Raw genomic sequence first — 26,084 nt, 5'->3', positions numbered from 1 at the left:
TACCTTGGTCGGTCTTGCAGACCGCGCTGCGGCGGGTGCCGCAGCCCTTCGGTAGGCACATCGCGCCCACTGGGCGCAATGTGTCCGGCCTCAGCCCCCGAGGGAACGGCGATGCTTGCCGGATTGACCGGCAAGCACATCGCCAAGGCGGGCCGGCTCGGGAGCGGCCCAGCGCTCGGCCCGGCGGTTCTTCGAACCGCTGATGCTGACACCCATCGAGCTTGTCGCCTGGCTGCGGCTCACCGAGAGCGTGGGCCCGGCAGCGGCGCGGCGGCTGCTGGCCATGGCCGGCAGCCCGCAGGCTGTCTTCGAACTCCCCGCCGTCGCCCTGGACCAGGCGCTGCCGGGCAAACAGCGCGAGGGCTTCAACAAGCCCCCTGACCATCTCGACGAATTGATCGACAAGGCCCAGGCATGGTTGGCCGAACCCGGCCATGACCTGCTCGTTCTCGGCGATGCCGACTACCCACCCCGCCTGCTGGCCACGGCCGACCCACCGCTGCTGCTGTGGCTGCAGGGCCGGCGCGAACTGCTGGGCGCGCCGTCCATCGCCATCGTCGGCAGCCGCAACCCGACCGCCCAGGGGGGCGACAACGCGCGCGCCTTCGCCCGGGCGCTGGCACGCGGTGGCTACACCATCGTCTCGGGCCTGGCCCTGGGCGTGGACGCCGCCGCGCATGAGGGCGCCCTGGACGCCGACGGCGCCACCATCGCCGTCGTCGGCACCGGGCTGGACCAGGTCTACCCGCGCCGCAACGAGAAGCTGGCGGCGCGGCTACTGGCCGGCGGGGGCCTCATCGTCAGCGAGTACTCACTGGGCACCCCGGTGCTGCCGGGCAACTTTCCGCGCCGCAACCGCATCATTGCCGGCCTGGCCCAGGGCTGCCTGGTCGTCGAGGCCGCCGTGCAGTCGGGCTCGCTGATCACGGCCCGGCAGGCCGTCGAGGCCGGCCGCGAGGTGTTCGCCATCCCCGGCTCCATCCATTCACCCCAGGCCCGCGGCTGCCATGCGCTGATCCGCCAGGGCGCCAAGCTGGTCGAGTCGGCCCAGGACGTGCTGGAGGAGCTGCCGCCGCTGGGCAAGCTGTGCGTGACGCCCGAGCCTGCCGAGACGCCTCACGAGCAGCAGGCGCTGCTGGACGCCATGGGCTTCGATCCGGTCAGCCTGGATGCCCTGATGGCCCGCTGCGGCTGGCCGGCGGCCGAGCTCAGCGCCGCCCTGCTGGAGTTGGAGCTCGACGGCCACATCGCCCGCCTGGCGGGCCAGCTCTTCCAGCGCCGACGGCAGGGATGAGGGCAGGCTGGGCAGCAGAGACAGCGAGCTTAACCGCGGATATCAGAGCCTGATCCGAGGGGTTATTCGCGTCCGGAGTGCGCCAGACCCTGGGCTATCATCCCCTCACGATGTTCGATGTCCTGGTTTATCTCTACGAGACCTATTGGCGCCCGGACGCCTGCCCCGATCACGCGCAACTCGCGCGAAAACTGACGGCGGTGGGCTTCGAGAACGACGAAATCCAGGAGGCCCTCTCCTGGCTGGACGGTCTGGCCGCGTCCGGGGAGTCCTACCAGGGCGAGCAGAGCGAACACGCGATGCGCGTGTATTCGCCCGCGGAGATGGAGCACCTGGGTGAGGAGTCGATCAGCTTCGTCAGCTTCCTCGAGTCGGCCGGCGTGCTGCCCGGCCCGATGCGCGAGATGGTCATCGACCGCGCCATGGCCATCTCCGGTAACCCGATGGACCTGGAAGATCTGAAGATCATCGTGCTGATGGTGTTCTGGAGCCTGGGCGAAGAGCCCGATGCACTGATCCTGGACGAGCTGTTCGTTGCCCCCGAGGATCGGTTGATCCACTGAACCCGCTGATGCACCAAGAACAAAGGACGCCGCGGCGTCCTTTTTCAATTCCTGAATCAGTTGGGGTCAGAGCAGCGCGCTACGCGCGCAGGTCTGACCCGCAAATCATTTGAGCAATTGCCCGGGATCGGCATCCAGCTTGGCCAGCGCCTTGCGCGTGGCCTGCACGGTCAGCGCTTCGTCCTGGGCAGGCAGCAGCAGGCCTGCCTGCAGGAAGGCGGCCATGCGGTTCAGCGAGAACAGCACGCCGCGGCCCTTGGGCGTGACGAACAGCGCCAGTTGCTTGCGCAGGCCGCGCCAGGCCAGCTGCACCTGCTCGTTGCGGCCGCGGTAGTCGAGCATGAACCAGCCGCCGACCTGCAGCTCGCGCGCCCAGGCCACCATGGCCGGCGTCGGCGCCGAACCGCCTTCGGCGACGACCTCCATGCCCTCGGATTCGTGGCCGGACAGGTCGCGCACCAGCATCTCATCGACATGGCTGTCGCCGCCTTCGATGTCCTCGGGCAGCATGGCTTCCAGTGTCTCGAGCTGGTCCATCAGCTCGTCCAGGCGCTCGCGCGGGATGGCGGCCGTCTTGGCCGTGAAAGCGGCGGCCAGCGCGTTGTTGAGCTGGCGCACATGCTCGTCCTGCTTGTCCGTCGGCAGGCCGGCGTGGCTCATGCCATCGCGCAGCGTCTTGAGCAGGGGCGGCAGGCGGCGGATGACCTCGGCACGCTCCTCGCGCGAGGCCTTGGAGCTGGCGCTCCAGATCAGGTCGGCGGCGGCCCGCTTCATGGACTTGGTCACGTCGGACTGGGCGCCCGCGCGCACCGCCGTGACGGCCAGCACGTCGGCCCAGACGTGGAAGAGGAAGTCGCGCACGCCGTCCTGCACCGGCACCTCGGACAGCATCTTGCGCAGCTCGATGGTGTACTGGATGGCCAGGGTTTCGCGTTGCTCAACCTGCTGGGCCAGTGACACGCCGCGCTTGGAGGCCTGGTTCTCGTTCTCGAAATAGTGGTCGAGGAACTTCTCGAACTCGGTCAGCACGGTGGCGAAGACCCGCCGGCCGGTGTCCGGATAGGCCTCGACGACCTGCACGACGCGCTTGATCTCGCGCTCCAGCGCATCGTTGCTGGCGCGCTCCGAACCCGGGCCACTGACCTGGGCCGTGTTGAAACCCATCACGCACGCGCCCATGCGGTCAATGAGACGACGCGCCGGATGGTCGGCGGCGGCAAAGAAGTCGGGTTCGCTGACGGCCACCCGCAGCACCGGCATCTGCAGCCGCGCGAACCAGACCCGCACCGTGGCCGGGATGCGCTCCTCGGTCAGGATGCTCTGGAACATCATGGCGACGATCTCGATGGTCGCGCGTTCGGCCGGGTTGCTCGCGGCCTGCTTCAGGACCTGCTTGAAGGCCTGGTTGCGCGCGCCAATCTCCTCCAGCGCACGCGGGGCGCTGGCGCTGCCACCGGTATCCACACCGCCAGCTGCGCCGGGGCGGCGCTGCAAGGACTCCTGGGCATGCTTGATGGCACCCATCAACCGCGGCGAGGCGGCGGAAACGGAGACGGGCGGCGCATCGGCCAGCGACGGCCTGGCCACGGAGGCGGGTGCATCGCCGCTCGATGAACTGCCACCACCGAGGGCACCGGCATGGCTGGGTGTCACATCGGCCAGGCTCGGCTTGCCGCCACCCGGGCGGGCCGGCACCTGGCTTTTGACGACCGGAAAGCCCGGCACATGGCGGGCCAGCACACGCTGCAGCTGGGCCATGACTTCGTCGGCCTGGCTGCTCGCCTTGCTGCGCGCCGATGCCCCACCCGCGACCATCGGCACCGGGCCTGACGTGGGGGCGAGACCCGGGCCGGGAGACACCGGCGGTGGCGGCGGTACCGGCGCGCCAGTGGCCGTCGCCGTCGCCGCCGTAGCGGCCTGGGCCGTGCGGCGGATGAAGGGCCGCAGATCGACCTCGGGCAGCACCTTCTGGGCGATCAGCCAGCGGTTGGTCTCGTGGTAGGCCTCGCTGATGAGCTGGGCGAATTCCTCGTGAAGCTCATGGTGCAGCAGCTGCCAGATGTTCGCGTCCAGGCCGACGCGGGTCCAGGCGTCCAGCGCCACGCGGGCCACGACATGGGCCCGCAGCAGGTCCAGCGGTTCCAGGTCGTCATGAGCCTCCAGGGCCTGCATGCGGGTGCGCAGGTCGGTGAATTCCCAGGTCGCCCGGTCCATCATGACCAGGGCCAGGCGGGAGCTGGTGATCTCGCGCTCGATGGTCGAGTCGTCGACCAGGCTCATCTTCACCGACTGGGCCGGCACGGTCGTGTCGTGCTCGCGGGCGTTGTCGGAGACGCCGTGCACTGCCGCGTGGCGCAGCGCCGCGACGACGGCCATCTGCCAGTTGGGGCCCAGCTTCTGCCAGGCCTGCACCGCGTCGCGCCTGGCCATCATGATGGCGTGGGGGACGCCGTGGGCCAGTTGCTGGCCAGCGCCCTGGCCGACCGCAGCGACCAGGGGCGTCATGCCGCGCACCAGAGCTTCCAGATAGACGCGCCGCGCCTGGGTCGCCAGGGCCTGGTTACGAGCGGCGGTCATGGACTGGTGAGGGCTGCGCGGCTGGAATGTTGGGTTGCGATCACTCTACACGACGGCCCCGGAGTTCGGGTCATTGGGGTCGTCACGATTCACGCCCGCCTTGACCAGGTCCTCCCGCTTGACGCCCAGCCACATGGCGATGGCCGCCGCCACGAACACCGAGGAGTAGATGCCAAACAGGATGCCGATGGTCAGCGCGACGGCGAAGTAATGCAGCGTCGGCCCGCCGAACAGCAGCATGGACACCACCATCAGCTGCGTGCAACCGTGGGTGATGATGGTGCGGCTCATTGTCGAGGTGATGGCGTGGTCGATGACCTCGTGGGTGTTCATCTTGCGGAACCTGCGGAAGGCCTCGCGCACCCGGTCGAAGATGACGACAGATTCGTTCACCGAGTAGCCCAGCACCGCCAGGATGGCCGCCAGCACCGCCAGCGAGAACTCCCACTGGAAGAAGGCGAAGAAGCCCAGGATGATGACCACATCGTGCAGGTTGGCGATGATGCCGGCGACCGCGAACTTCCATTCGAAGCGGATGGCCAGGTAGATCATGATGCCGATGACCGTCGCGGCCAGTGCCTTGGCGGCGTCCTGGGCCAGCTCGGCCCCGACGGCCGGGCCGACGACCTCGGAGCGCGACAGCTTGATCGGCTCGGCGCCATCGGCTCGTCTGCAGATCTGCTTGCTGACCTGCTCGCCCTGGGGCGTCACTTCCTGATGCTCGCTGATCGTGCCGGCCTCGGCCGTGCACAGCTCGGTGAAGACCTTGCCGACCAGCTCGGTCTGCTTGATATCGCCGCGCACGGGCAGGCGGATCATCACGTCGCGCGAAGAGCCGAAGTTCTGCACCTGCACTTCGCCGAAGCCCATCTTCTCGACGACCAGGCGAGTCTTCTCGATCTCGGCCGCCTGCGGGTAGGCCACCTCGATGACCGTGCCGCCGGTGAACTCGATGGAGAAATGCAGGCCCCGCGTGACCAGGAAGAACACGGCGGCTGCGAAGGTGATGAAGGAGATCGCGTTGAAGACCAACGCATGCTTCATCAACGGCAGGTCGCGCTTGATGCGAAAGAGTTCCATGTTCTAGCTTTCTCAGGCCTTGGCGGCGACGTCGGTCGTCTCGGCGGCGGGCTTGTCGGCGTCGGGCCTCCAGATCTGCCCGATGGACACGCTCTTGAGCTTCTTCTGGCGGCCGTACCAGAGGTTCACGAGGCCGCGCGAGAACACGACGGACGAGAACATCGAGGTCAGGATGCCCAGGCAATGCACGACGGCAAAGCCCTTGATCGGGCCGGAGCCGAACACCAGCAGCGAGACACCAGCGATCAGCGTCGTCACGTTGGAGTCCAGGATGGTGGCCCAGGCGCGTTCGTAGCCCAGGCGGATGGCCTGCTGGGGCGATTCGCCGCCACGCAGTTCCTCGCGCACGCGCTCGTTGATCAGCACGTTGGAGTCGATGGCCATGCCCAGCACCAGCGCAATGGCGGCGATGCCCGGCAGGCTCAGCGTGGCCTGCATCATCGACAGCGCCGCGATCAGCAGCAGCAGGTTGAAGCCCAGCGCCAGCGACGAGAACACGCCGAACAGCAGGTAGTAGACGCACATGAAGGCGGCCACCGCGGCAAAGCCCCAGGTGACGCTGGCGATGCCCTTCTCGATGTTCTCCTTGCCCAGGCTCGGGCCGATGGTGCGCTCTTCGATGATCTCCATCGGCGCGGCCAGCGACCCGGCGCGCAACAGCAGGGCCGTGTCGCTGGCTTCCTGGGTCGTCATCGCGCCGCTGATCTTGATGCGCCCGCCGCTCAATTCGCTGCGGATGACCGGCGCCGTCACGACCTCGCCCTTGCCCTTCTCGAACAGGATGATGGCCATGCGCTTGCCGACGTTCTCGCGCGACAGGTCCTTCATGATGCGGGCGCCCTTGGCGTCCAGCGTCAGGTCGACCGACGGCGAGTGGTTCTCGTCGAAGCCGGGCTGAGCATCGACGAGGGCGTCACCGGTCAGCACCACCTGGCGCTTGACGATGATGGGGCCGAAGCCGCGGTCGATGAAGCGCTCGGTGCCGAAGGGCACGGGACCGTTGCCCTTGAGCGCCTCCAGCGACTCGCTGCCGTCGTCCACCATGCGCAGCTCCAGCGTGGCGGTGCGGCCGATGATGTCCTTGGCCTTGGCCGTGTCCTGCACGCCGGGCAGCTGCACGACGACGCGGTCGGCGCCCTGCTGCTGGATGACGGGCTCGGCCACGCCGAGCTCGTTGACGCGGTTGTGCAGGGTGGTGATGTTCTGCTTGATGGCGGCGTCCTGCACCGCGACCTGGGCCTTGGGCGCCAGGCTGCCGGACAGCTGCAGCTCGCTGCCTTCGCCCTGCGGCGTCCAGACGACATCAGGCAGCTGCGTCTGCAGCAACTCGGTGGCGGCGGCGCGCTGTTCGGCGTCGCGAAAGGCGATGACCACCGTGTTGCCGTCGCGGCTGATGCCGGCGTGGCGGATGTTCTTGTCACGCAGCATGCTGCGTGCATCGCCGGTCAGCGACTCGGCCTTCTTGGTCAGTGCCGCCTTCATGTCGACCTGCATCAGGAAGTGCACGCCGCCCCGCAGGTCCAGGCCCAGGTACATCGGGTTGGCATGCAGGCTGGCCAGCCATTGCGGCGAACGCGACAGCAGGTTCAGCGCGACGATGTAGGTCGGCTCGGCAGCATTGGGGTTGAGCTCCTTGCTGATGACGTCCTTGGCCTTGAGCTGGGTGTCGGTGTCGCCAAAGCGCGCCTTGACCGAGTTGCCGTCGAACTGGACGAAGTCCGCCTTGATGCCGGCTTGCTGCAGTGCGGCCTCGATGCGGGTGGTCATCGAGTTGTCGACCTTGACGGTCACCTTGGCACTGGACACCTGCACCGCCGGCGCTTCGCCGAACAGATTGGGCAGGGTGTACAGAGTGCCGATCAGCAGCGCGACGAGCAGGATCGCGTACTTCCAGAGCGGATAGCGGTTCATGGGGACTTCCTTGTATGCGCCTGCACGGCGTAATCAGCAGCGCCCGGGCGGCCGTGGCCCGGGAGATGGGCGCAGGGCCGATTACTTCAAGCTGCCCTTAGGGAGAACCTGGGTGACGGCGCTGCGCTGGATCTGCAGCTCGACGCCGTTGGCGACTTCCAGGTGGATGAAGTTGTCACCCAGCTTGGCGACCTTGCCGATGATGCCGCCGGCCGTGACAACCTCGTCGCCCTTTTGCACTGCCTCGATCATGGCCTTGTGCTCCTTCTGGCGCTTCATCTGCGGCCGGATCATGACGAAATAGAGCACGACGAACATCAGCACCAGGGGCAGCATGCCGAGCAGGCCGTTGTCGGAACTGGCGGCAGCCGGGGCGGCCTGGGCGTAGGCGTTGGAGATGAACACGTTGAATTCCTTGGGTGGGCGGCCGCAAAAACCGCAGGGCAACCTTGAATTCTAGTGCGCCGCGCCAAACGCCCCGATGACGGGGCTCCGAGGGGCTACGCCGCTGCGCCCACCCCTGCTAACCTGCCGCCGCCACATTCAACCTGCCTGGAGTTCCTCCCTTGCCGATCAGGGCGCTGACCGACCGACTGAGCCTGCGCAGCCTGCTGACGCTGCCCTATGTCGTCTTGGTGCTGGGTCTGGTGCTGCTGGTGGGCACGCTGTCCTGGCGCGCCGGGCGCGACACGGTGAACACCTTGTCGGGCCAGCTCCTGGTCGAGGCCGTGAACCGCATCTCCGTGTCGCTGGAGCGCCATGTCGGCGGGGCCGATGCCGTGCTGGAGGCGGCCTTCCCCACCGGCCTGCCGGCGCCGGAGAACCTGCCCCGCGAGCTGGACGCGCTGCGCAACCGCTTCTGGCTGGCGACCTCGGTGCACCGGGATCCCAACAATTACATCTACTACGGCGACCGCCAGGGTCATTTCCTTGGCCTGTGGCGCTTCTCCGAACTGGAGGCCGAGCTGCGCGTGCGCACCGCGGGCACCGGCCCGCGCACCATCTACCGCCTCAGCGGTATCACCGGCGACATGCGCTCGCCGGTCACCGAGGACAAGGTGTTCGAGCCGCGCGAGCGCCCCTGGTACCAGGCCGCACTGGCCAACCCGGCGCCGCTGAGCTGGACGCCGGTCTACATCGACTTCAAGACCCTGGATCTGGTCACGACGCGCACCAAGCGCGTCGGCAACGACGTCGGCGAGCCTGAGGGCGTGGCCGCCACCGACCTGTCGCTCAAACAGGTCAATGCGCTGCTGCAGCGGCTGTCATTGAGCGAGAACGCCGTCGCCATGGTCGTGGAAGGCGATGGGCAACTCGTCGGCGTGTCACGCGGCGCACACATGAAGACGCTGGCCGTCGGCCAGCACGAAAGGCTGAACGCCGCGCAGAGCCCCGACGCCCTCGTTGTTGCCGCCTTCGAGGCAGTGCGCCAACGCACGGCGGCCGGCGCCGAGGCCCTGGGCACCGCGCCGCGCACGGCGAGCTTTGCCGATGCCGATGGCCGCGTCGTGCAGCTCGGCTATGCCCGCGTCGACCCGGCCCTGGGCTTGAACTGGCTCATCATCGTCGCCGTGCCGCGCGCCGACTTCCTGGTTGGTGTGCAGCGCAACTTCGTGCAGGCCGGCATGCTCGCGGGCCTGGGCGTCGTCATCGCCCTGGGCCTGGGCTGGGCGGTGCTGGGCATCGTCACCCGTGAGCTGCGCGAGCTGGCCGACGCCGCCCGGCGCGTGGGCGAGGGCGTGCTCGACGAGCCGCCCGAGGTGCACCGCACCGACGAACTCGGCGAGCTCGCGCGCAGCTTTGCCGACATGCAAAGGCGCTTGCTGACCGACCAGTTGACGGGCCTGTCCAACCGCAGCGCCATCCTGCGCCGCATCGAGGACCGCATCCTGCAGCAGCGCCGCCGCGGCGACCGCTGGCCCTTCGCCGTCATGTTCGTCGACCTCGATCGCGTCAAGGACGTCAACAAGCGCTTTGGCCATGGCGTGGGCGACGCGGTGCTGAAGGAGGTCGGCCAGCGGCTGCGGGCCGGCGTGCGCATCGGCGACATCGTGTCCCGCTATGCCGGCGACGAATTCGTCATGCTGCTGGACTCGGTCGAGAACCGCGCCGACGCCGAAGCCGCGCGCGACCACCTCGAGGCCAGCATGCGCATGCCGCTGGAAAGCCTGGCGGGCCTGGCACCGGCCGACTTCCAGGTGGCGGCAAGCTTCGGCATCGCCCTCTACCCCGACGACGGCCAGGACACCGAGAGCCTGCTCCGGCATGCCGATGCCGACATGTTCGCCCGCAAGCAGCCCCCCGCCTAGCGATGCCCGCCAGCCTTGATCTCAGCACCCTGCGCCGCCTTGCCGTCGCGCGCAGCCTGTTCACGCCCACCACCCTGGTCAAGGCCGTCGAGAAGCTCGGCGGCTTTGTGCAGGCCGACCCGCTGCGCGCCCCCGCCAGGGCGCAGGACCTGACGCTGCGCCACCGCGTCAAGGACTACCGCGCCGGCGACCTGGAGCGCCGCTACCCGCGCCTGCCGCTGCAGGAAGACTTCTTCATCAACTACGGCTTCGTCACGCCCGAGCTGCGCGCGCTGATGCACCCGCGCACGACGCGTCGTGTGTGGGACAAGCCGCACTGGAAGCTCGCCAACGCCGTGCTGGCCGAGGTCGAGCGCCTGGGCGAGGCCCATCCCGCCGAGGTCGACGCGGCGCTGGGCCACGGACAGGTGAAGAACTGGTTTGGCGGTAACAGCCGGCTGTCCACCGAGCTGCTGGACGGCCTGCACTACCGCGGCCATCTCGACGTCGTGCGGCGCGACAGCGGCACGCGCGTCTACCGACTCGGTCCGACCTGGGAAGCCCACCCCGACCCGCAGACGGCCATGGACGCGCTGGCCGATGTGCTGGTGCAGAAATACGCCCCCCTGCCGGCCGGCAGCCTGTCCCAGCTCATCCGCATGCTGTTCCACGGCGCCCACCAGTGGCGCGAGCTGGCGCCGGCGACGATCACCCGCGCGAAGGAACGCCTGGCGCACACGCACATCGACGGCGTGGATTGGTACTGGCCGGCGAATGAAGACCCGACACGCGGCTGGCGCATCCCCTCGCAGGTGCGACTGCTCGCGCCCTTCGATCCTGTCGTCTGGGACCGCCGCCGTTTCGAGCTGCTGTGGGGCTGGGCCTACCGCTTCGAGGCCTACACGCCAGCGGCCAAGAGGGTGCGCGGCCACTACGCACTGCCGCTGCTGTGGCGCGACCAGGTCGTCGGCTGGGCCAATGCCAGCGTGAAGGGCGGGCGACTGAAAGTGGACTGCGGCTATGTGGCCGGCCGCGCACCCCGCGACGCGGCCTTCAAACCAGCGCTGGAGGTGGAGCGGACGCGGCTGGCGGAGTTCTTGGGGGTCGAGGCCGGCTGATGCGAAGGACGAGTGCTTGACGGGGCGGCTAGCGGCCAGCAACTGACGGTCCCATGTCACGGAAAGCCTCTTCACCAGCAAGTCAGCCTGCAAATGGCGAGGATGGGGCTCTGACCACATAGGTTAACGGCCTTCGTTGACGACCATCAGCCACGAAGACGTCAGGTCCGACAGTGACCACGGTCGGCCGCAAGCTGGCGAAGGTAAGCACAGAGCTGCCTTGGCAGCATTGATTCGACTGAAGGACTCGAGCAGTTCCAGCGGCTCCAGCCAGACGCGATGCTAGAGTGCCTCGCCCCGTCTCCAGCCCCGGAAGTGTCCGCTCCGATACCCCCGCCGTCCAAGCCGCCGAAGAGCCGTCGTCACAAGTTGCCCACGCTTGCTGACGTCGCGCGAGAAGCGGGGGTTTCTAGTGCGGCGGCGTCCTCCGCGCTCAGCGGTGCGAAGGGTTCGACGCGCGTGTCGGTCGAGACGCGTGAACGGGTCCTCGCGGCGGCGGCGCGCTTGAGCTACCGGCCCAACGCGACCGCGCGTGCGCTGACGTTTCAACGCACCAATGCCATCGGCTTCGTCGCCAACATTGCCAATGAGGAGCCCAACCTCTATTTCCTGGAAATTTTCAACGGCGTCGTGCGGGGCGCGACGCAAGCCCAACAGAGCACATCCATCTTTCCGCTCGGCGGCTGGGAAGAAGCGCCCAAGCGCATCCCTGCGTTGTGCGACGGACGCGTCGACGGGCTCGTCGTGCTGGCGCGTCAGCTGGAAGATGACAGCACGACTTGGCTGCCACCGCATACGCCCATGGTCACGATCCACGCTGGCCCGCTATTGCAGGCCCAGGTGAACGTCGAGGCCGACGATGAAGCAGGCGGCTATGCCATTGCACGCCACATGCTCGAGCTTGGCTATCGCCGGATCCTCTGCATGGGTGGTCCGTTGAACGTCAAGGGCGCGGACGTCCGTGTCGATGGCTTCCTGCGCGCCCATGCCGAAGCCGCAGTGGAAGTTGCATCCGACCATCTGATCCGCACGTGGTTCACCGCCGAAGGGGGTAGGCAGGCCATGCGGGAATGGCTGCAACGGCACCGCGGTCAGCCGTTGCCCGAGGCCGTCTGTTGTGGCAGCGACGACATCGCCTTCGGCTGCATCGAGGCGCTGCAGAGCTGCGGCTTGAGCGTTCCTCGGGACATCTCCATTGCAGGCTTCGATGACACCTTGATGGCCCGCGCACTGGGCATGACGACCGTGCGCCAGCCCCTGCTTGAGATAGGTCGTCGTGCGGTCGAGGCCCTGATGCAGCTGATCGAGGCGCAGCGCCGTGGCGAGGCCTACGAGGGCCCTCGCGACATCGTCCTGCCCGTCGAGATCGTCCACAGGCGGACCTTGCCAGGACCGCGGAGCGAGCCGCTGACCATCCCTTGACACGTGCGGAGGTGGCTAGGTTTTCCCCTAGTCAGCTTAACTGGTCGACCAATTTAAGATGCGCGTGCGGCGTGGCCGCACCTTTTTTGATCAGCTGATTAATCGGTTAATTAAGAATTGGTCAACCGATTAGTCAATCCGCAAAAGCAACGAGAGCCGTATGTTCCTGGGCCGGGACGAACACAACAATTTCTCCGAAGGAGTGCTGGCCTGCGCGTTAGTAGGCACGCTCGCCGACGCGCGCGACAGGGCAGCAACCTTCGGCGCTCGACGCTGCCGGGAATCTGCCGGCGGACGCGTGGTCCGACGGTTGTGCTTGGCGCCGAACGGCGGAAGGCGTGCGTTTCCATCTACGCGGTATGACCAAAAGCGTTCTGTTGGACGGTCCGGACCTGGTGCGCGTGGCGGCCTATCTTGTCGTGTCGCCCACCATCCAGCCGAGCCTGGCGGTGGTGGCGAGGCCAAAGCGTGCCGGCCGATTGCTGCCTGCAACTGATTGAACTGAGAGTGATCCGGAAATGAAAACAAAGCACACAACACACAAGACGCTGTTCCACAGCTGGGCAATGATGGCCGTCGCGGCGCTGACCCTGTTCCTTGGCGCGGCAGGCAATAGCTGGGCACAAAAGGCTGAAGGCCTGGCCCTCACCCCGCCCATGGGCTGGAACAGCTGGAACAAATTTGCCTGCGATATCGACGAACGCCTGATCCGCGAGACCGCCGATGCCATGGTCAAGTCAGGCATGAAGGACGCCGGCTACCAGTACGTGAACATTGACGATTGCTGGCAAGGCCAGCGCGACGCCGAGGGCAACATCCAGCCCGACGCCAAGCGCTTCCCATCCGGCATGAAAGCGCTGGCGGACTATGTGCATGGCCAGGGACTCAAGCTGGGTATCTACTCGGATGCCGGCGATGCCACCTGCGGCGGCCGTCCCGGCAGCCGCGGCCACGAATATCAGGATGCGCTGGTCTATGCGCGCTGGGGCATCGACTACGTCAAGTACGACTGGTGCAACACCCCAGGCATGAGCGCCGAACCGGCCTACACCACGATGCGCGACGCGATCGCCAAGACGGGCCGTCCGATGGTGTTCAGCATTTGCGAATGGGGCATGAGCAAGCCGTGGGAGTGGGCCGGCAAGGTCGGCCATCTGTGGCGCACCACGCCCGACATCTACAACTGCTTCGACTGCCAGTTCAATCCCGGTTTCTCGACGGGTCTGGGCGTGTTGCGCATCCTCGACAAGCACGCTGACGCCAACCTGCGCAACTTCGCAGGGCCGGGCCACTGGAACGACATGGACATGCTCGAAGTGGGCAATGGCATGAGCGAGGATGAAGACCGCGCCCATCTGTCGATCTGGGCCATGCTGGCCTCGCCCCTCATCCTGGGCAACGACCTGCGTTCCATGTCCGAGTCGACCCGCCGCATCCTGACCAACCCCGGCGTGATCGCGGTGAGCCAGGACAAGCTGGGTGTGCAGGCGCTCCGCGTTCTGGTCGACGGCCCACTGGAGTTCTATGCCAAGCCGCTCGACGGCGGGGACTGGGCACTGATGTTCCTGAACCGCTCCAACCAGCCTGCCGACGTTCACCATGACTGGAAGAAGCAGGTCCTGGGCGATGACCTGAGCAAGCGGTCAGTCGATTTCAAGCAGGTCGTCTACCGCTGGTCCGACCTGTGGAGCAAGAAGACGGGCGACACCAGCGCCAAACTGGAAGCGCGGCTGGCGCCACACAGCGTGCTGATGCTGCGCCTGACCGGCCCTGCGAAACCGTAAGGCGCGCCCGGCCGCGCAAAGCGTCACCCATGAAGAAGACCACCTTGATCGCGGCGCTGCTCGCCGCGGTGCTGACCACGCCCGTCAGCGCCGCTGAAGCCCCGCGCCTCGTGCAGCGCGACGGCCACCATGCCCTGCTCGTCGACGGCAAACCCTTCCTGATGCTCGGGGCCCAGGCGCACAACTCCAGCAACTACCCCAAAGCCCTGGGCAAGGTCTGGGCCGCGGCCAACGATGCGCATGCCAACACCGTGCTGATGCCGGTGGCCTGGCAGCAGGTCGAGCCCCAGGAAGGCCAGTTCGACTTCAGCTTCCTCGACGTCCTGGTCAAGGAAGCGCGGCAGCAGGACAAGCGCCTCGTACTGTTGTGGTTCGCGACCTGGAAGAACACCGGCGGCTCGTACACCCCCGACTGGGTCAAGCTCAATGGGAAGCGCTTCCCTTCCATGCTGGACCGCGACGGCAAGGCCAACTTCTGCTTCAGCCCCTTCGGTGAAGAGACGCTCAAGTCCGACAAGCGCGCCTTCGTGGCGCTCATGGCTCACCTGAAGAAGATCGACGCGACCGAGCGCACCGTGCTGATGGTTCAGGTCGAGAACGAGGCCGGCACCTACGGCCTCGTGCGCGACTTCGCGCCAGCCGCCCAGGCGGCCTTCGAGCAGCCGGTGCCCGCCGAAGTGGTGGCGCGTCAGAAGCCCAAGGCCGCCGCATCGGGCAACTGGCGCGAGGTCTATGGCGACTACGCCGACGAGTACTTCCACGCCTGGGCCATCGCCCGCTACATCGGCGAGATCGCCAAGGCCGGCCGCGCCGTCTACGACCTGCCGATGTACGTCAACGGCGCGCTGCGCGAGGCGCTGGAACAGCCGCCCAAGCCATGGCAGGGCAACTTCGCCAGCGGTGGACCGGTCTGGGACGTCATCGACATCTACAAGGCCGCCGCGCCCGCCATCGACATCGTCGCGCCCGACATCTATACGCCCAACTCCGAGGGGATCAAGGCCAACATGCGCCTGTACCAGCGGCCGGACAACGCGCTGTGGATTCCCGAGATCGGCAATGCCGAGGGCTATGCGCGCTGGATCTACGCGGCCCTGGGCCGCGGCACCCTGGGTGTGGCGCCCTTCGGCCTGGACTACTTCAACTACGCCAACTTCCCGCTGGGCTCCAAGCGCGCCGACAAGACCATGGTCGAGCCCTTCGCACGCGTCTTCGGCGCCTTCCGGCCGATTCAGCGCCAGTGGGCGCAGTGGGCCTTCGAGGGCCGCACGCGCGGCGCCGCTGAGGGCGACGACCGCAAGCCCCAGTCGCTGGAACTGCCGGGCGGCTGGGTCGCCAAGCTGACCTACCGCCAATGGCAGTTCTGGGACCTTGCATGGGACAGCAAGGACGAGCGGCCGGCCGGCACCGAACAGCCCGGCGGCGGCGTGGCCATTGCGCAGATCGGCGACGACGAGTTCCTCATCGTTGGCCAGCGCACCCGCGTGCGCATGGAAGGCGGGCCGCAAGCAAGCGGCTTCATGCTGCGCGTCGAGGAAGGCAGCTTTGACGACAAGGGCCGCTGGCAGATGGAGCGCGTCTGGAACGGCGACCAGGTCGACAGCGGCCTGAACCTGATGGCGGAGCCCATCATGCTCAAGGTCAAGATGGCGCGCGCGCGCTGAAGGGCAACAGCGTCATGGCCGAGCGCGTTTTGCCCTTTGGTGACGGCACCGCGATCCGAGTGACGACCCACCTCACACCCGCAGCCAAGGGCCAGTTGCTGACCGCAGTCGCCATGGACGCGCACAACACCTTAGAGCAGCCGCAGGTCATCACACCGGTGCCGTTCTCCGCCATGCCGGCCGGCAAGGCCTGGTGCTGGAACTGTCGCCCAAGTCCGTCGTCGTTGTCGGGATGTAGGTCCACGCACTGAGCCACATCCTTCAATAACGCTCGTGTCCGGAGGAGACAACCGGCCGAGCACCTTCATGCGGCCTGCCTCAAGACCGTGCGCATTCCCGCCAGCTGGAACCAGTACGCCGACGCCAACGGCAACATCAGCCCGACCTTCATGGCACGCGTCACCGAGGTGGTCGGTTATGCCCGCAACGCTGGCCTGCTGCATTGGCCGCGATAGGCAGCCGAAGCGAATCCGAGCAAACCATGACCCCAACGTCAAACATCAAGATGAGACCACTTCGCCCCTTCTCCTGGGTCTTCTGGGCCCTTGCACTGGCCCTTGCCGTCGGCAGCGCCACTGCCGCTGATGGCGCGCGCCAGCGCACCCGCATCGATGACGGCTGGCGTTTTGCGCTGGGCCATGCGCATGACCCGGCGCAGGACTTCAACCACGGCACGGGCTCCTTCTTCTTCGCCAAGGCCGGCTTTGGCGACGGCCCTGCGGGGGCCGAGTTCGACGACCGCAGTTGGCGCCGCCTGGACTTGCCGCACGATTGGGCGGTGGAACTGCCCTTCGACGCGCGCGGCAGTTCGCTGCATGGCTCCAAGGCCATCGGCCGGAGCTTCCCCGAGAACAGCGTCGGCTGGTACCGCCGTGAGCTGGCTCTTCCCCAGTCGGCACGCGGCAAGCGCATCGCGCTGGAGTTCGACGGCGTCTTCCGTGACAGCGTGGTCTGGGTCAACGGCCACTACCTGCGCCGCGAGGCCAGCGGCTACTCAAGCTTCAACGTCGACATCACCGACTACCTGAACTTTGGCGGGCGCAACGTCGTCGCGGTGCGCGTGGACGCCACCACACAGGAAGGCTGGTGGTACGAAGGCGCCGGCATCTACCGCCATGTCTGGCTGACGCAGACCGAGCCGCTGCGCGTGGACCACTGGGGCAGCTCCGTGCGCGCCACGGTCACGGGCGGCCGCGCCGACGTGGCCGTCGACACGACGGTGCGTAACGACGGCAAGGCGCCCGCCTCCTTCAGCCTGGAGCACGAGCTGCGCGACCCCGCCGGGCGCGTCGTCGCACGCGCCAGCGTACCGGCAAGGCGCGTGGGCGTGGACACCAGCACCGACGTGGCCGCGACGCTGCGCGTGACGGCGCCGCAGCTGTGGTCGCTGGAAACGCCGCAGCGCTACACGCTGACGACCCATGTGAAGAGCGGCGGCCGCGTGGTCGACAGCTACGACACGCCCTTCGGCATCCGCACGATCCACTTCGATGCCAACGCGGGCTTCTTCCTCAACGGCCGCCACGTCAAGCTGCACGGCGTCAACAACCACCAGGACCAYGCCGGCATCGGCATTGCCCTGCCCGACGCCATGCACGAGGCGCGGCTGAAGATGCTCAAGGGCATGGGCGTGAACGCCATCCGCTCGGCCCACCATCCGGCCACGCCCGAGCTGCTGGACGCCTGCGACCGCCTCGGCATCCTCGTCATCGACGAGCACCGCATGATGGGCACCGCGCCGCAGATCCGCGACGAGCTGGAGCGCATGGTGCGGCGCGACCGCAACCACCCGTCGGTCATCCTGTGGTCGGTGGGCAACGAGGAATGGGCCATCGAGAACTCCGAGATCGGCACTCGCCTCGCGCAGCAGATGCAGGCCATCGTGCGCCGCCTGGATCCGACCCGGCCCGCGACGCTGGCCGCCTCCAGCTCGGGTGCGGCCGAGGGCACATCGGTCGGCTCGCAGGTCATCGGCTTCAACTACAAGGGCCAGCACAACATCGATGCGATGCACAAGCGCTTCCCCGAGCGCGCATCAGTCGTCACCGAGGAAGGCCTGACCTACGCGACGCGCGGCATCTACGCCGACGACCCGGCCCGCGTGCAGATCGCTGCCTACGACAAGCGCTCAGGCGGCGACTCGACCTCGACCGTCGAAGAGGCCTGGCGCTTCAACGCCGAGCGCCCCTTCCTGGCCGGCGTGTTCTTCTGGACCGGCTTTGACTACCGCGGCGAGACCACGCCCTACGGCTGGCCCGCCGTCTCCTCGCAGTTCGGCATGATGGACACGACCGGCGCGCTGAAGGACAGCGGCCAGTACCTCAAGGCCGCCTGGACTGCCGAGCCCATGGTCCATGTATTGCCGCACTGGAACTGGCCCGGCCGTGAAGGCCAGCCCATCGACGTGCGCGTCTACGCCAACACCGATGAGGTCGAGCTGCTGCTGAACGGCAGTTCACTGGGCCGCAAGTCGCTGGCGCGCTACGCCCATCTGCAATGGAGCGTGCCCTATGCGCCGGGCAGCCTGGTGGCGCGCGGCTACCAGGGCGGCAAGCTCGTCGTCACCGAGACCGTGGCCACCACGGGCAACGGCAGCGCCGTGCGGCTGACGGCGGACCGTGCGCGCATCCGCGCCGATGGCGACGATGTGGCGGTGGTCAGGGTCAGCGTGGTCGACCGCGAAGGCCGCGTCGTGCCCACGGCCAGCCAGCGCATCAGCTTCGAGGTCTCCGGCCCGGCGCGGCTGATCGGCATGGGCAACGGCGACCCGGGCTCGCACGAGGCCGACAAGCCGGCCGAGTTCCACCGCTACGCGACGCTCGACCGCTGGCGCCTGCAGGGCGTGGCGCGGCAGGATGACGCGGCGGCATTGCTGGCCGGTGCCGACGCCGAGAAGGGGCGCGACCCGTTCGCCTGGCTGCCGCCCGAAAAGCAGCCGGCCGACAGCGCCTGGAACGTCGTGCACGCCAGCTTTGCCCGGCCGGCTGCGGGGGTTGGCCGCGCGGCGCTGTTCGTGGGCGACATCGCGCCGGGCCAGCAGGTCTATTTGAACGGCAAGGCCCAGACGCCGCGCCGCGAGGACGGCATGGGCGTGATCGACCTCGACCCTGCTCAGTTGAGCGATCTCAACACGCTGACCCTCGTCTTCGCCACGCCGGCCGGTGGCACGCGCAAGCTCTTCGACGACGCGCAGGGCGGCCGGCGCTGGGTCACGCTGCGCACCACCACATCCACCGGGCCGTGGCAACGCAGCGTGTTCAACGGCCATGCACAGGTGATCCTGCAATCCACCGGCAGCCCCGGTCGCGCCACGCTGCGCGCCGTCAGCGAAGGCCTTGCCCCAGCTGCAACGGTGATCGAGATCTTCTGAACACCGGGAACAGATTCGTCACCGTCGCTACGCTCGGAACCAGGCCACTGAACGGCAACGTTGACGCTGTGCAATAACCCAACGACATGCGGTAAATCCGACTGTCACCGACGCAGGCGTGTCGGCACGATCGCAGTCATCACGCTGCAGCCGGATGAAGCCAATGCCACGCTACAAGCTCGTAGATCGCAGTCCCCGCTTTCTGCCTGTTGTGCTGGCCGAGCAGATTCAACCTGGCACCTTCGAGTTCGCGCTGGATCATCTGGTCGATCACGAGTTGGACCTGAGCGCGCTGGATGCCAAGTTCAGCAACGATGAAGTCGGCGCCAGCGCCTACGACCCGCGCGTGATGCTCAAGATCGTGCTGCTGGCGTACAGCCGAGGCCTGGTCTCCAGCCGCAGCATCGAGCATGCCTGCCTGCGCCATGTGCAGTTCATCGCCATCAGCGGCGACAGCCAGCCCAGCTACACCCACATCGCCAAGTTCGTGCGCGAGTTGAAGGAGCAGATCCAGCCGCTGTTCACGCAGGTGCTGCTCACCTGCGACCGCATGGGCTTGATCGGGCGGCAGATGTTCGCCATCGACGGGGTCAAGCTGCCCAGCAATGCCAGCAAGGAGCGCAGCGGCACGCATGAGGAGCTCAAGCATCGGGCGCTGAGGCTGGACAAGGCGGCCGACAAGATCCTGGAACTCCATCAGGCGCAGGACGCTGGCGGCGAAGGCGTGCAAGCGCTTGACGCCAAGCGCCAGGCTCGCATCGATGAACTGCGCCGTGAAGCCCAGGCGACGCGCGACTTCGTGGCCCGCAACGAGCCACGGCGCAACGACAAGGGCCAGGAGCTCAAGAGCAACGTGACCGCCCCCGACAGCGCCAAGATGGCCACCGGCAAGGGCGTGATGCAGGGCTACGCCGCGCAGGCGGCGGTGGACAGCGAGAACCAGATCATCGTGGCCGCCGAGGTGACGGGATCGGGCTCAGAACAGCACATGCTGCTGCCCATGATCGAAGCGACGGCCGCGGTGCGCGCGCCCGACACCTTGATCACCGCAGACGCTGGCTACCACTCCAACGACAACGTCCAGGCCTTGTGCGAGGCCGCCATCCCGGCCCTCGTGGCCGACAACGCGATGCGCCAGCGCGACGAGCGCTTCGCAGAGCAGGCCAAGCACAAGGCGAAGGGCGAAGTGCTCGCTGACAAGCGAGCGCGAGGCGAAAGTCCCAATCCGAAGGTCAAGGGCTTCTTCGGCACAGGCGACTTCGTCTTCCACGGCGACAACACCTGCACATGCCCGGCGGGCTGCACGTTGCGAAGCAGTGGCGCGCTGTACAAGGTGGGGCTGTACCTGCGGCAGGACTTCAAGGCCAGCGCCAGCGATTGCATGAGCTGCGCGCAGCGCGCTCAATGCATCCGCAAGCCAGACGCCGCGCGCAGAACGGTGGCGCTGCACACCCGAATGCCTGACGATCCTCAAGACCCGCTGCATCGCATGCGCCAGGCCATCGACAGCCCCCGAGGTCGCCGGCTATACAGCCAGCGCATCGCCACCGTCGAGCCGGTGTTCGCCAACCTGCGCCACAACAAGCGGTTGAGCCGCTTCACGCTGCGCGGCAAGGACAAGGTCGGCACGCAGTGGCGGCTGTTCTGCCTGGTGCACAACATTGAGAAAATCGCCAACAGAGGCGAACGATCATGAGGAATGGGAAAGGTGCGCAACGCGAGCAAGGCGCCAGAAGCGCCACACAGGGCATTCACAAGGTCCAATCCAATCGGGCCGGCGGCTCGACGCATCAAACGATGAAGAATTCCTCAGCATCCACGGTGATCAGCCGCTCCGGGCATCGCAGAAATCGGGTTATTGCCCAGCCTCGTTAGGCAGCTTGAAGATTTCACCGAAGGCTAGGAGCCCATACATGTCGGGCTGGAGGGCGCCGCGCTTGTGATTGGCGGCATCGATCCCTGGCTGCATGCGAACGCTTGGCGCAGGGCTTGGCGAGAGCACATCGTTGTACCGCATCCGACTTATCGACAGCAACGCCATCGTGCCCGGATCTACGAGATCGCGGCGCTTGGGTCGATCACCCCTAGGATCGCCCGGTCACGATTGCCGCCCGAGTTGCCGCCATGCGCCGTCTTGCCCCACTGCTTCTCGCCCTGACCCTGTGCCCGCTGGCCCATGCCGACGAGGCCGGTGCAGCCCGCGCGCTTGAGCAAGCCCGCAGCAACCCCTGGCTGCTGCGGCAATTCATGGCCACCTTCCCCAAGGGCGGCGACCTGCACAACCACCTGGACGGCAGCATCTACGCCGAGAACATCATTGGCTGGGCCAGCGCCGACGGCAAATGCGTGGACCCGGCCAGTGGCCAGATCAGTTTCCCGCCCTGCGACACGGCGCGGCCCCTGATGAAGGACTACGCGGCCGACAGCGCCCGCTACAGCCAGCTCGTCGACGCCTACTCGGTACGCAACTTCGAGCGCGGCAGCAAGTCGGGCCATGACCAGACCTTCGTCACCTTCGGCCGCTTCATCCCCGGCACGCTCGGCCGCGAGGGCGACATGCTGCGTGAGGCGACCAACCGCCGCGGCGCGGAGAACACGGTCTACCTGGAGCTGTTGCAGTCCTGGGGCATGGACAAGGCGCGCGCGATCGCGGCGGCCGAGGCCGGTGCCTTTCGCGCCGACCGGCCCACCAGCGACTGGACCCATCACCCGGCCCTGCAGCGCATCGTCGCCGACACGCGCGCCGAGCTGGACCGCATCGAGAAGCGCTGGCGCGAGCTGGCGCACTGCAACCAGGCCAATGCCGAGCCGGGCTGCGGCGTGGCGCTGCGCTATCTGGCCCAGGTCATCCGCACCTTCCCGCCCGAGCAGGTCAATGCGCAGATCGCGCTGGCCTTCCTGCTTGTGAAGGCCGACCCGCGCTACGTCGGGCTCAATCTCGTCGCGCCCGAGGACGACCCCGGCACGCTACGCCACTACAAGGAGCAGATGAGCGTCATCGGGCGCTTAAGCAAGCTCTACCCCGAGGTGAAGGTCACGCTGCACGCCGGCGAGTTCGGATTCGGCCTCGTACCGCCCGAGGATTTCAAGGACCACATCCGCCAGGCGCTGGACGTCGCCGGTGCGCGCCGCATCGGTCACGGCGAGGCGATCGGCCTGGAGACCGGCGCCTTCGACACGCTGCGCGAGATGGCCAAGCGGGGCGTGATGGTTGAGATCAACCTGACCAGCAATGCCATCGTGCACGACCTCAAGGGCGATCAGCACCCCTTCCTGCTGTACCGCCAGTTCGGCGTGCCCACGGCCTTGTCGGCCGACGATGAAGGCGTGTTCCGCATCGACCTGACGAACGAATACCAGCGCGCCGCGGCCACCTATCCGAAGCTGAGCTACCGTGACTTCAAGCAGCTGTCGCGCAATGCCCTCCACTACGGCTTCGTCGAAGGTCAGGCTTTGCTGGCCGACACCGGCAGCGGCCGCTTCGTTGCAAGCTGCGCGGGCGAACGCACCGGGGCTGAGCCCAAGACGGCGCGCTGTCGCGACTTCCTTTCCACCCACACCAAGGCCCGCCTGCAATGGGACCTCGAAGCACGCTTTGCCCGCTTCGAAAGCCAAGTTCACTGAATGCTTCTTGATATCGGGCCGCTGCGCCGCAACACCGCCTTTCGCCGTCTCTTCGCCAGTCAGTTCATCTCGGGCCTGGGCACCATGGTCAGCTATGTGGCCGTGCCCTGGCAGCTCTATGAGTTGACGCACTCCAACGCCCAGGTCGGCCTGCTCGGCCTGGTGCAGCTGATCCCCGTTGTTGTGTGCGGCCTGCTGGGCGGCGCGGTGGCGGACCGGGTCGACCGCAAGCGGCTGCTGATCGGCTCCGAGGCCTTGATGGCGTTGTGCCTGGCCGGCCTGCTGATGAATGCGCTGAGCGCCACGCCGAGCGTGCTGGCCATCTACGCGCTGGTGGCGGTACTGCAGGGCGCGAGCGGCTTCCATCGGCCGGCGCTGGAGGCGCTGACGCAGAAACTCGCGCGGCCCGAGGAGTTTGCTGCCGTCGCGGCGCTGTCGTCGGTGCGGGGCACGGTGGGCATGGTCGCCGGGCCGGCCCTGGCCGGGCTGCTGCTCGCGAAATGGGGCGCGGTCGGCGCCTACATCTTCGACTTCGCGACCTTCATCGCGGCGCTGTTCTTCATCGCCCGCATACCGCGCGAAACCATCGGCACGGTCGACGCACCCGGCGAACGCCCGCACTTGCTGGCCGACCTGGCCGAGGGCTTGCGCTTCGCCTGGGCGCGGCCCGAGCTGATGGGCACCTACATCGTCGACATCGTCGCGATGGCCTTTGCCTTCCCGGTGGCGCTGTTCCCGGCGATGGCGGCGGCGGACGGGCGCACCGAGTCGGTGGGCTGGCTGCTGTCGGCGATGTCGGTCGGCGCGCTGGTCATCGGCCTGTTCAGCGGCTGGACGGGCAAGGTCAGCCGCCACGGCCGCGCGGTCGTCATCGCGGCGGCGGTGTGGGCTCTGGGCATCGTGGCGCTGGGCTTTGCACCCAGCCTGATGCTGGGCCTGGCCTGCCTGGCGGTGGCGGGTGCCGCCGACATGGTCAGCGGCGTGTTCCGCGGCACCATCTGGAACGAGACCATCCCGAACACGCTGCGCGGGCGGCTCGCGGGCATTGAGATGATCAGCTACCTGACCGGCCCGCTGGTCGGCAACGCGCGGGCAGGCTTCATGGCCGACGCCTGGGGCGTGGCGCCGGCGATCTGGATCGGCGGCGTGATCTGCCTGGCCGGTGTCATCGCCACCGGCTTCCTGTTGCCGCGCTTCTGGGCCTATCGCAGCATCACACGTTGACCGCGCTCATCTGCGCCGCCGGGTAGCGCGTGCCGGCCACCATGTGCGCGGCCAGCAGCGCCTCGATGCGCTCGCGCCGGCCGGCATCGAAGTGGATGTGGGACGCCAGCGCGTTCTCATCGAGCCGCTTGATGCTGCGCGTGCCGGGAATGGGCACGATGTCCTCGCCCCGGTGCAGCAGCCAGGCCAGCGCGAGCTGGGCCGGCGTGTAGCTCCACTCCTCGGCCAACGCCGACAGCGCATCCGCCAGCGCGAGGTTGTGGTCCAGGTTGCCACCCTGGAAGCGCGGATGGATGCGACGGCGATCGTCGGGTGCCAGTTGCTCGGCCGAACGGATGGCGCCGGTCAGGAAGCCGCGGCCCAGCGGGCTGTAGGGCACCAGCGTGATGCCCAACTCACGGCAGGTGGGCAGGATCTCGGCTTCGACGTCGCGGCTCCACAGCGAGTATTCGGTCTGCACAGCGGCTATTCGGTGCACCGCATGCGCGCGGCGGATGGTCGCGGCCGAGGCCTCCGAAAGGCCCAGGTGCCCGACCTTGCCGGCCTTGACCAGCTCAGCCATCGCGCCGACGGTTTCTTCGATGGGCACGTTCTTGTCGACGCGGTGCTGGTAGTAGAGGTCGATGTGGTCCACACCCAGGCGCTTGAGACTCGCATCGCAGGCCTCGCGCACATAGGCCGGGCTGCCGTCGATGCGCACCGCCGCGCCATCCGGCGCACGCACATGGCCGAACTTTGTCGCGACGATCACCTCGTCGCGACGCGTGGCCAGCAACTGCGACAGCAGGCGCTCGTTGGCGCCGGTGCCATACATGTCGGCCGTGTCGAGGAAGTTGATGCCGATGTCCAGCGCGTGGTGCAGCACGGCCAGCGACTGGGCATCATCGGCCGGGCCGTAGAACTCAGACATGCCCATGCAGCCCAGGCCTAGGGCAGACACCGCGGGGCCGTGAGCGCCGAGGCGGCGGCGGGGAAGGGTCGAATGCGTCATGGTGGAACTCCTTGAAGGGATCATCAACGGGATGGCGACAGCTTAGGAAACCGGGCGCCGGTCGCCCAGCACAAAGCTCGGACATGCTTGCCCGATCCTCCAGCGCATGCCCCTGCACGAGGCCAGCTTTGGGCAAGTGTTTGCACAATCGCCCACATGCCTCAAGACGATGACTTGCACGCCCTGCGCGAGCGCACCATCGCGCAAGCCCTGGCCCGCGCGCCCGCAGATGGCCTGCACACGACCGCCCTGCCCTGGCTGCGGCTGATCCGCGCCAGCGCGCCGGCCCAGCCGGTGCCGGCGGTTTACGAGCCCGGCCTGGTGCTGGTGCTGCAGGGGCGAAAGCGCGCGCAGCTCGGCGAGCGCGTGGTGCACTACGACGCGATGCAGTGCCTGGTTGTGCCGATGACCATGCTGCCGCGCGGCCAGGTGGTGGAGGCCAGCCCGGACAAGCCTTATGTCTGCATACGCCTGAGCTGCGAGACGCAGGCGCTGACCGAGCTGCTGCTGGACGGCGATGCACCGCCTGAAGGCAACGACGCCGGCCTGCATGTCGCGCCCGTCACCGCGCCGCTGCTGGACGCTGCCCTGCGTCTGCTGCAGCTGCTGGACAGCCCCCAGGATCTGCGCACGCTCGCGCCGCTGGTGCAGCGGGAGATCCTCTACCGCGTGCTGACCGGCCCGCTGGGCCCGCGGCTGCGTTCGCTGGCGCATACCGACGGCGTCACCCGCCGCGTGGGCCGCGTCATCGAGCAGCTGTCGCGCCGCTATGCCGAACCTCTGTCCATCGACGAACTGGCCGAGTTGGCCCACATGAGCCCGTCGACGCTGCATCTGCGCTTCAAGCAGCTGACCGCCCTGTCACCGCTGCAGTTCCAGAAAAACCTGCGCCTGCAGCAGGCACGCCGGCTGATGCTGGGCGATGGCCTGGATGCCGCCAGCGCCGCGCACCGGGTTGGTTACGAGAGCCCTTCGCAGTTCAGCCGTGAATATCGTCGCCTTTTTGGCGCGCCGCCACGCGAGGACATCTCGCTGCTGCGCAGCGCTGCCGGCTAGAATGCCGCCTCCTTCCGAGGAGCGTTGCAACCTCAGCACCTATTGAGGCCAGGCTCGGAAGTTCTGACCCCCTGCAACTGCGCTCACCCGCTGGCAATCCGTGCCTGGGTGAGGTTTG

General features: G+C 67.6%; 19 protein-coding genes, 1 pseudogene and 1 riboswitch. Of the genes and pseudogenes, 15 read left to right on the top strand and 5 right to left on the bottom strand.

Annotation, left to right across the window (positions count from 1 at the left end; translation table 11 throughout):
- Positions 1-202 precede the first annotated feature (202 nt).
- Positions 203-1,294 carry a DNA-processing protein DprA gene (gene dprA, locus AC1DW0_RS08910; protein WP_457389595.1) on the top strand — a complete coding sequence of 364 codons (1,092 nt, stop codon included), beginning with the start codon at positions 203-205 and terminating at the stop codon, positions 1,292-1,294.
- 110 nt (positions 1,295-1,404) lie between these two features.
- The gene (locus AC1DW0_RS08905; RefSeq protein WP_056205310.1) at positions 1,405-1,857 is read left to right on the top strand and encodes a Smg family protein; all 453 of its coding nucleotides are present in this window, start codon (positions 1,405-1,407) and stop codon (positions 1,855-1,857) included.
- Between the two features lie 105 nt (positions 1,858-1,962).
- On the opposite strand, the gene AC1DW0_RS08900 is transcribed toward AC1DW0_RS08905, so the two are convergent.
- The 4 genes from AC1DW0_RS08900 to yajC all read right to left on the bottom strand — a co-directional run bounded on the left by AC1DW0_RS08900 (position 1,963) and on the right by yajC (position 7,830).
- Positions 1,963-4,434, bottom strand: a complete 2,472-nt coding sequence (locus AC1DW0_RS08900) for a DUF1631 family protein (protein WP_457389596.1) — start codon at positions 4,432-4,434, stop codon at positions 1,963-1,965.
- Positions 4,435-4,479: 45 nt separating this feature from the next.
- A complete protein-coding gene (gene secF, locus AC1DW0_RS08895) occupies positions 4,480-5,514 on the bottom strand; it encodes a protein translocase subunit SecF (RefSeq protein WP_056205235.1) in 1,035 nt (344 codons plus the stop codon).
- A 12-nt stretch (positions 5,515-5,526) separates the two neighbouring features.
- Positions 5,527-7,425: a protein translocase subunit SecD gene (gene secD, locus AC1DW0_RS08890; RefSeq protein WP_457352588.1), complete on the bottom strand. Its 1,899-nt coding sequence runs from the start codon at positions 7,423-7,425 to the stop codon at positions 5,527-5,529.
- Between the two features lie 81 nt (positions 7,426-7,506).
- Positions 7,507-7,830, bottom strand: a complete 324-nt coding sequence (yajC, locus tag AC1DW0_RS08885; RefSeq protein WP_056205313.1) for a preprotein translocase subunit YajC — start codon at positions 7,828-7,830, stop codon at positions 7,507-7,509.
- Positions 7,831-7,991: 161 nt separating this feature from the next.
- Between yajC and AC1DW0_RS08880 the strand changes: the two genes are divergently transcribed.
- The 12 genes and pseudogenes from AC1DW0_RS08880 to AC1DW0_RS08825 all read left to right on the top strand — a co-directional run bounded on the left by AC1DW0_RS08880 (position 7,992) and on the right by AC1DW0_RS08825 (position 23,919).
- A complete protein-coding gene (locus tag AC1DW0_RS08880) occupies positions 7,992-9,734 on the top strand; it encodes a diguanylate cyclase domain-containing protein (RefSeq protein ID WP_477945458.1) in 1,743 nt (580 codons plus the stop codon).
- Between the two features lie 2 nt (positions 9,735-9,736).
- Entirely contained in the window at positions 9,737-10,831 is a 1,095-nt protein-coding gene (locus AC1DW0_RS08875) for a DNA glycosylase AlkZ-like family protein (RefSeq protein WP_056205243.1), read from the top strand.
- Positions 10,832-11,200: 369 nt separating this feature from the next.
- Positions 11,201-12,253, top strand: coding sequence for a LacI family DNA-binding transcriptional regulator (locus tag AC1DW0_RS08870; RefSeq protein WP_477945456.1), 1,053 nt, complete (start codon positions 11,201-11,203; stop codon positions 12,251-12,253).
- Between the two features lie 359 nt (positions 12,254-12,612).
- The gene (locus tag AC1DW0_RS08865; protein ID WP_457325289.1) at positions 12,613-12,753 is read left to right on the top strand and encodes a hypothetical protein; all 141 of its coding nucleotides are present in this window, start codon (positions 12,613-12,615) and stop codon (positions 12,751-12,753) included.
- Positions 12,754-12,771: 18 nt separating this feature from the next.
- The gene (locus AC1DW0_RS08860) at positions 12,772-14,037 is read left to right on the top strand and encodes a glycoside hydrolase family 27 protein (RefSeq protein ID WP_477945454.1); all 1,266 of its coding nucleotides are present in this window, start codon (positions 12,772-12,774) and stop codon (positions 14,035-14,037) included.
- Between the two features lie 29 nt (positions 14,038-14,066).
- The gene (locus AC1DW0_RS08855) at positions 14,067-15,701 is read left to right on the top strand and encodes a DUF5597 domain-containing protein (RefSeq protein ID WP_477945452.1); all 1,635 of its coding nucleotides are present in this window, start codon (positions 14,067-14,069) and stop codon (positions 15,699-15,701) included.
- A gap of 14 nt (positions 15,702-15,715) precedes the next feature.
- The gene (locus AC1DW0_RS08850; protein ID WP_477945450.1) at positions 15,716-15,952 is read left to right on the top strand and encodes a hypothetical protein; all 237 of its coding nucleotides are present in this window, start codon (positions 15,716-15,718) and stop codon (positions 15,950-15,952) included.
- Between the two features lie 57 nt (positions 15,953-16,009).
- Positions 16,010-16,156: pseudogene (locus AC1DW0_RS08845) on the top strand (cellulase family glycosylhydrolase); the annotation flags it as partial.
- Between the two features lie 50 nt (positions 16,157-16,206).
- Positions 16,207-19,071: a beta-galactosidase GalA gene (galA, locus tag AC1DW0_RS08840; protein ID WP_477945448.1), complete on the top strand. Its 2,865-nt coding sequence runs from the start codon at positions 16,207-16,209 to the stop codon at positions 19,069-19,071.
- A 163-nt stretch (positions 19,072-19,234) separates the two neighbouring features.
- Positions 19,235-20,767, top strand: a complete 1,533-nt coding sequence (locus tag AC1DW0_RS08835) for an IS1182 family transposase (RefSeq protein ID WP_477945446.1) — start codon at positions 19,235-19,237, stop codon at positions 20,765-20,767.
- A 428-nt stretch (positions 20,768-21,195) separates the two neighbouring features.
- On the top strand, positions 21,196-22,695 hold the full coding sequence (locus AC1DW0_RS08830; RefSeq protein ID WP_477945444.1) for a hypothetical protein: 1,500 nt from the start codon (positions 21,196-21,198) through the stop codon (positions 22,693-22,695).
- Complete coding sequence (locus AC1DW0_RS08825; RefSeq protein ID WP_477945442.1) at positions 22,696-23,919, top strand: MFS transporter; 1,224 nt, start codon at positions 22,696-22,698, stop codon at positions 23,917-23,919.
- Here the strand turns inward: AC1DW0_RS08825 and AC1DW0_RS08820 are convergent.
- On the bottom strand, positions 23,909-24,910 hold the full coding sequence (locus AC1DW0_RS08820; RefSeq protein WP_457442523.1) for an aldo/keto reductase: 1,002 nt from the start codon (positions 24,908-24,910) through the stop codon (positions 23,909-23,911). The genes AC1DW0_RS08825 and AC1DW0_RS08820 overlap by 11 nt on opposite strands.
- Positions 24,911-25,066: 156 nt before the next feature.
- Here AC1DW0_RS08820 and AC1DW0_RS08815 point away from each other — a divergent pair, with 156 nt between their 5' ends.
- Entirely contained in the window at positions 25,067-25,966 is a 900-nt protein-coding gene (locus AC1DW0_RS08815; protein WP_477945439.1) for an AraC family transcriptional regulator, read from the top strand.
- 10 nt (positions 25,967-25,976) lie between these two features.
- A riboswitch (S-adenosyl-L-homocysteine riboswitch) is annotated at positions 25,977-26,058 on the top strand.
- The last annotated feature ends 26 nt before the right edge of the window (positions 26,059-26,084 follow it).

This window comes from Roseateles sp. P4_D2, from assembly GCF_056401875.1.
The sequence above is the reverse complement of the archived record's forward strand: the minus strand, read 5'-3'. Positions and strand labels throughout refer to the sequence as shown.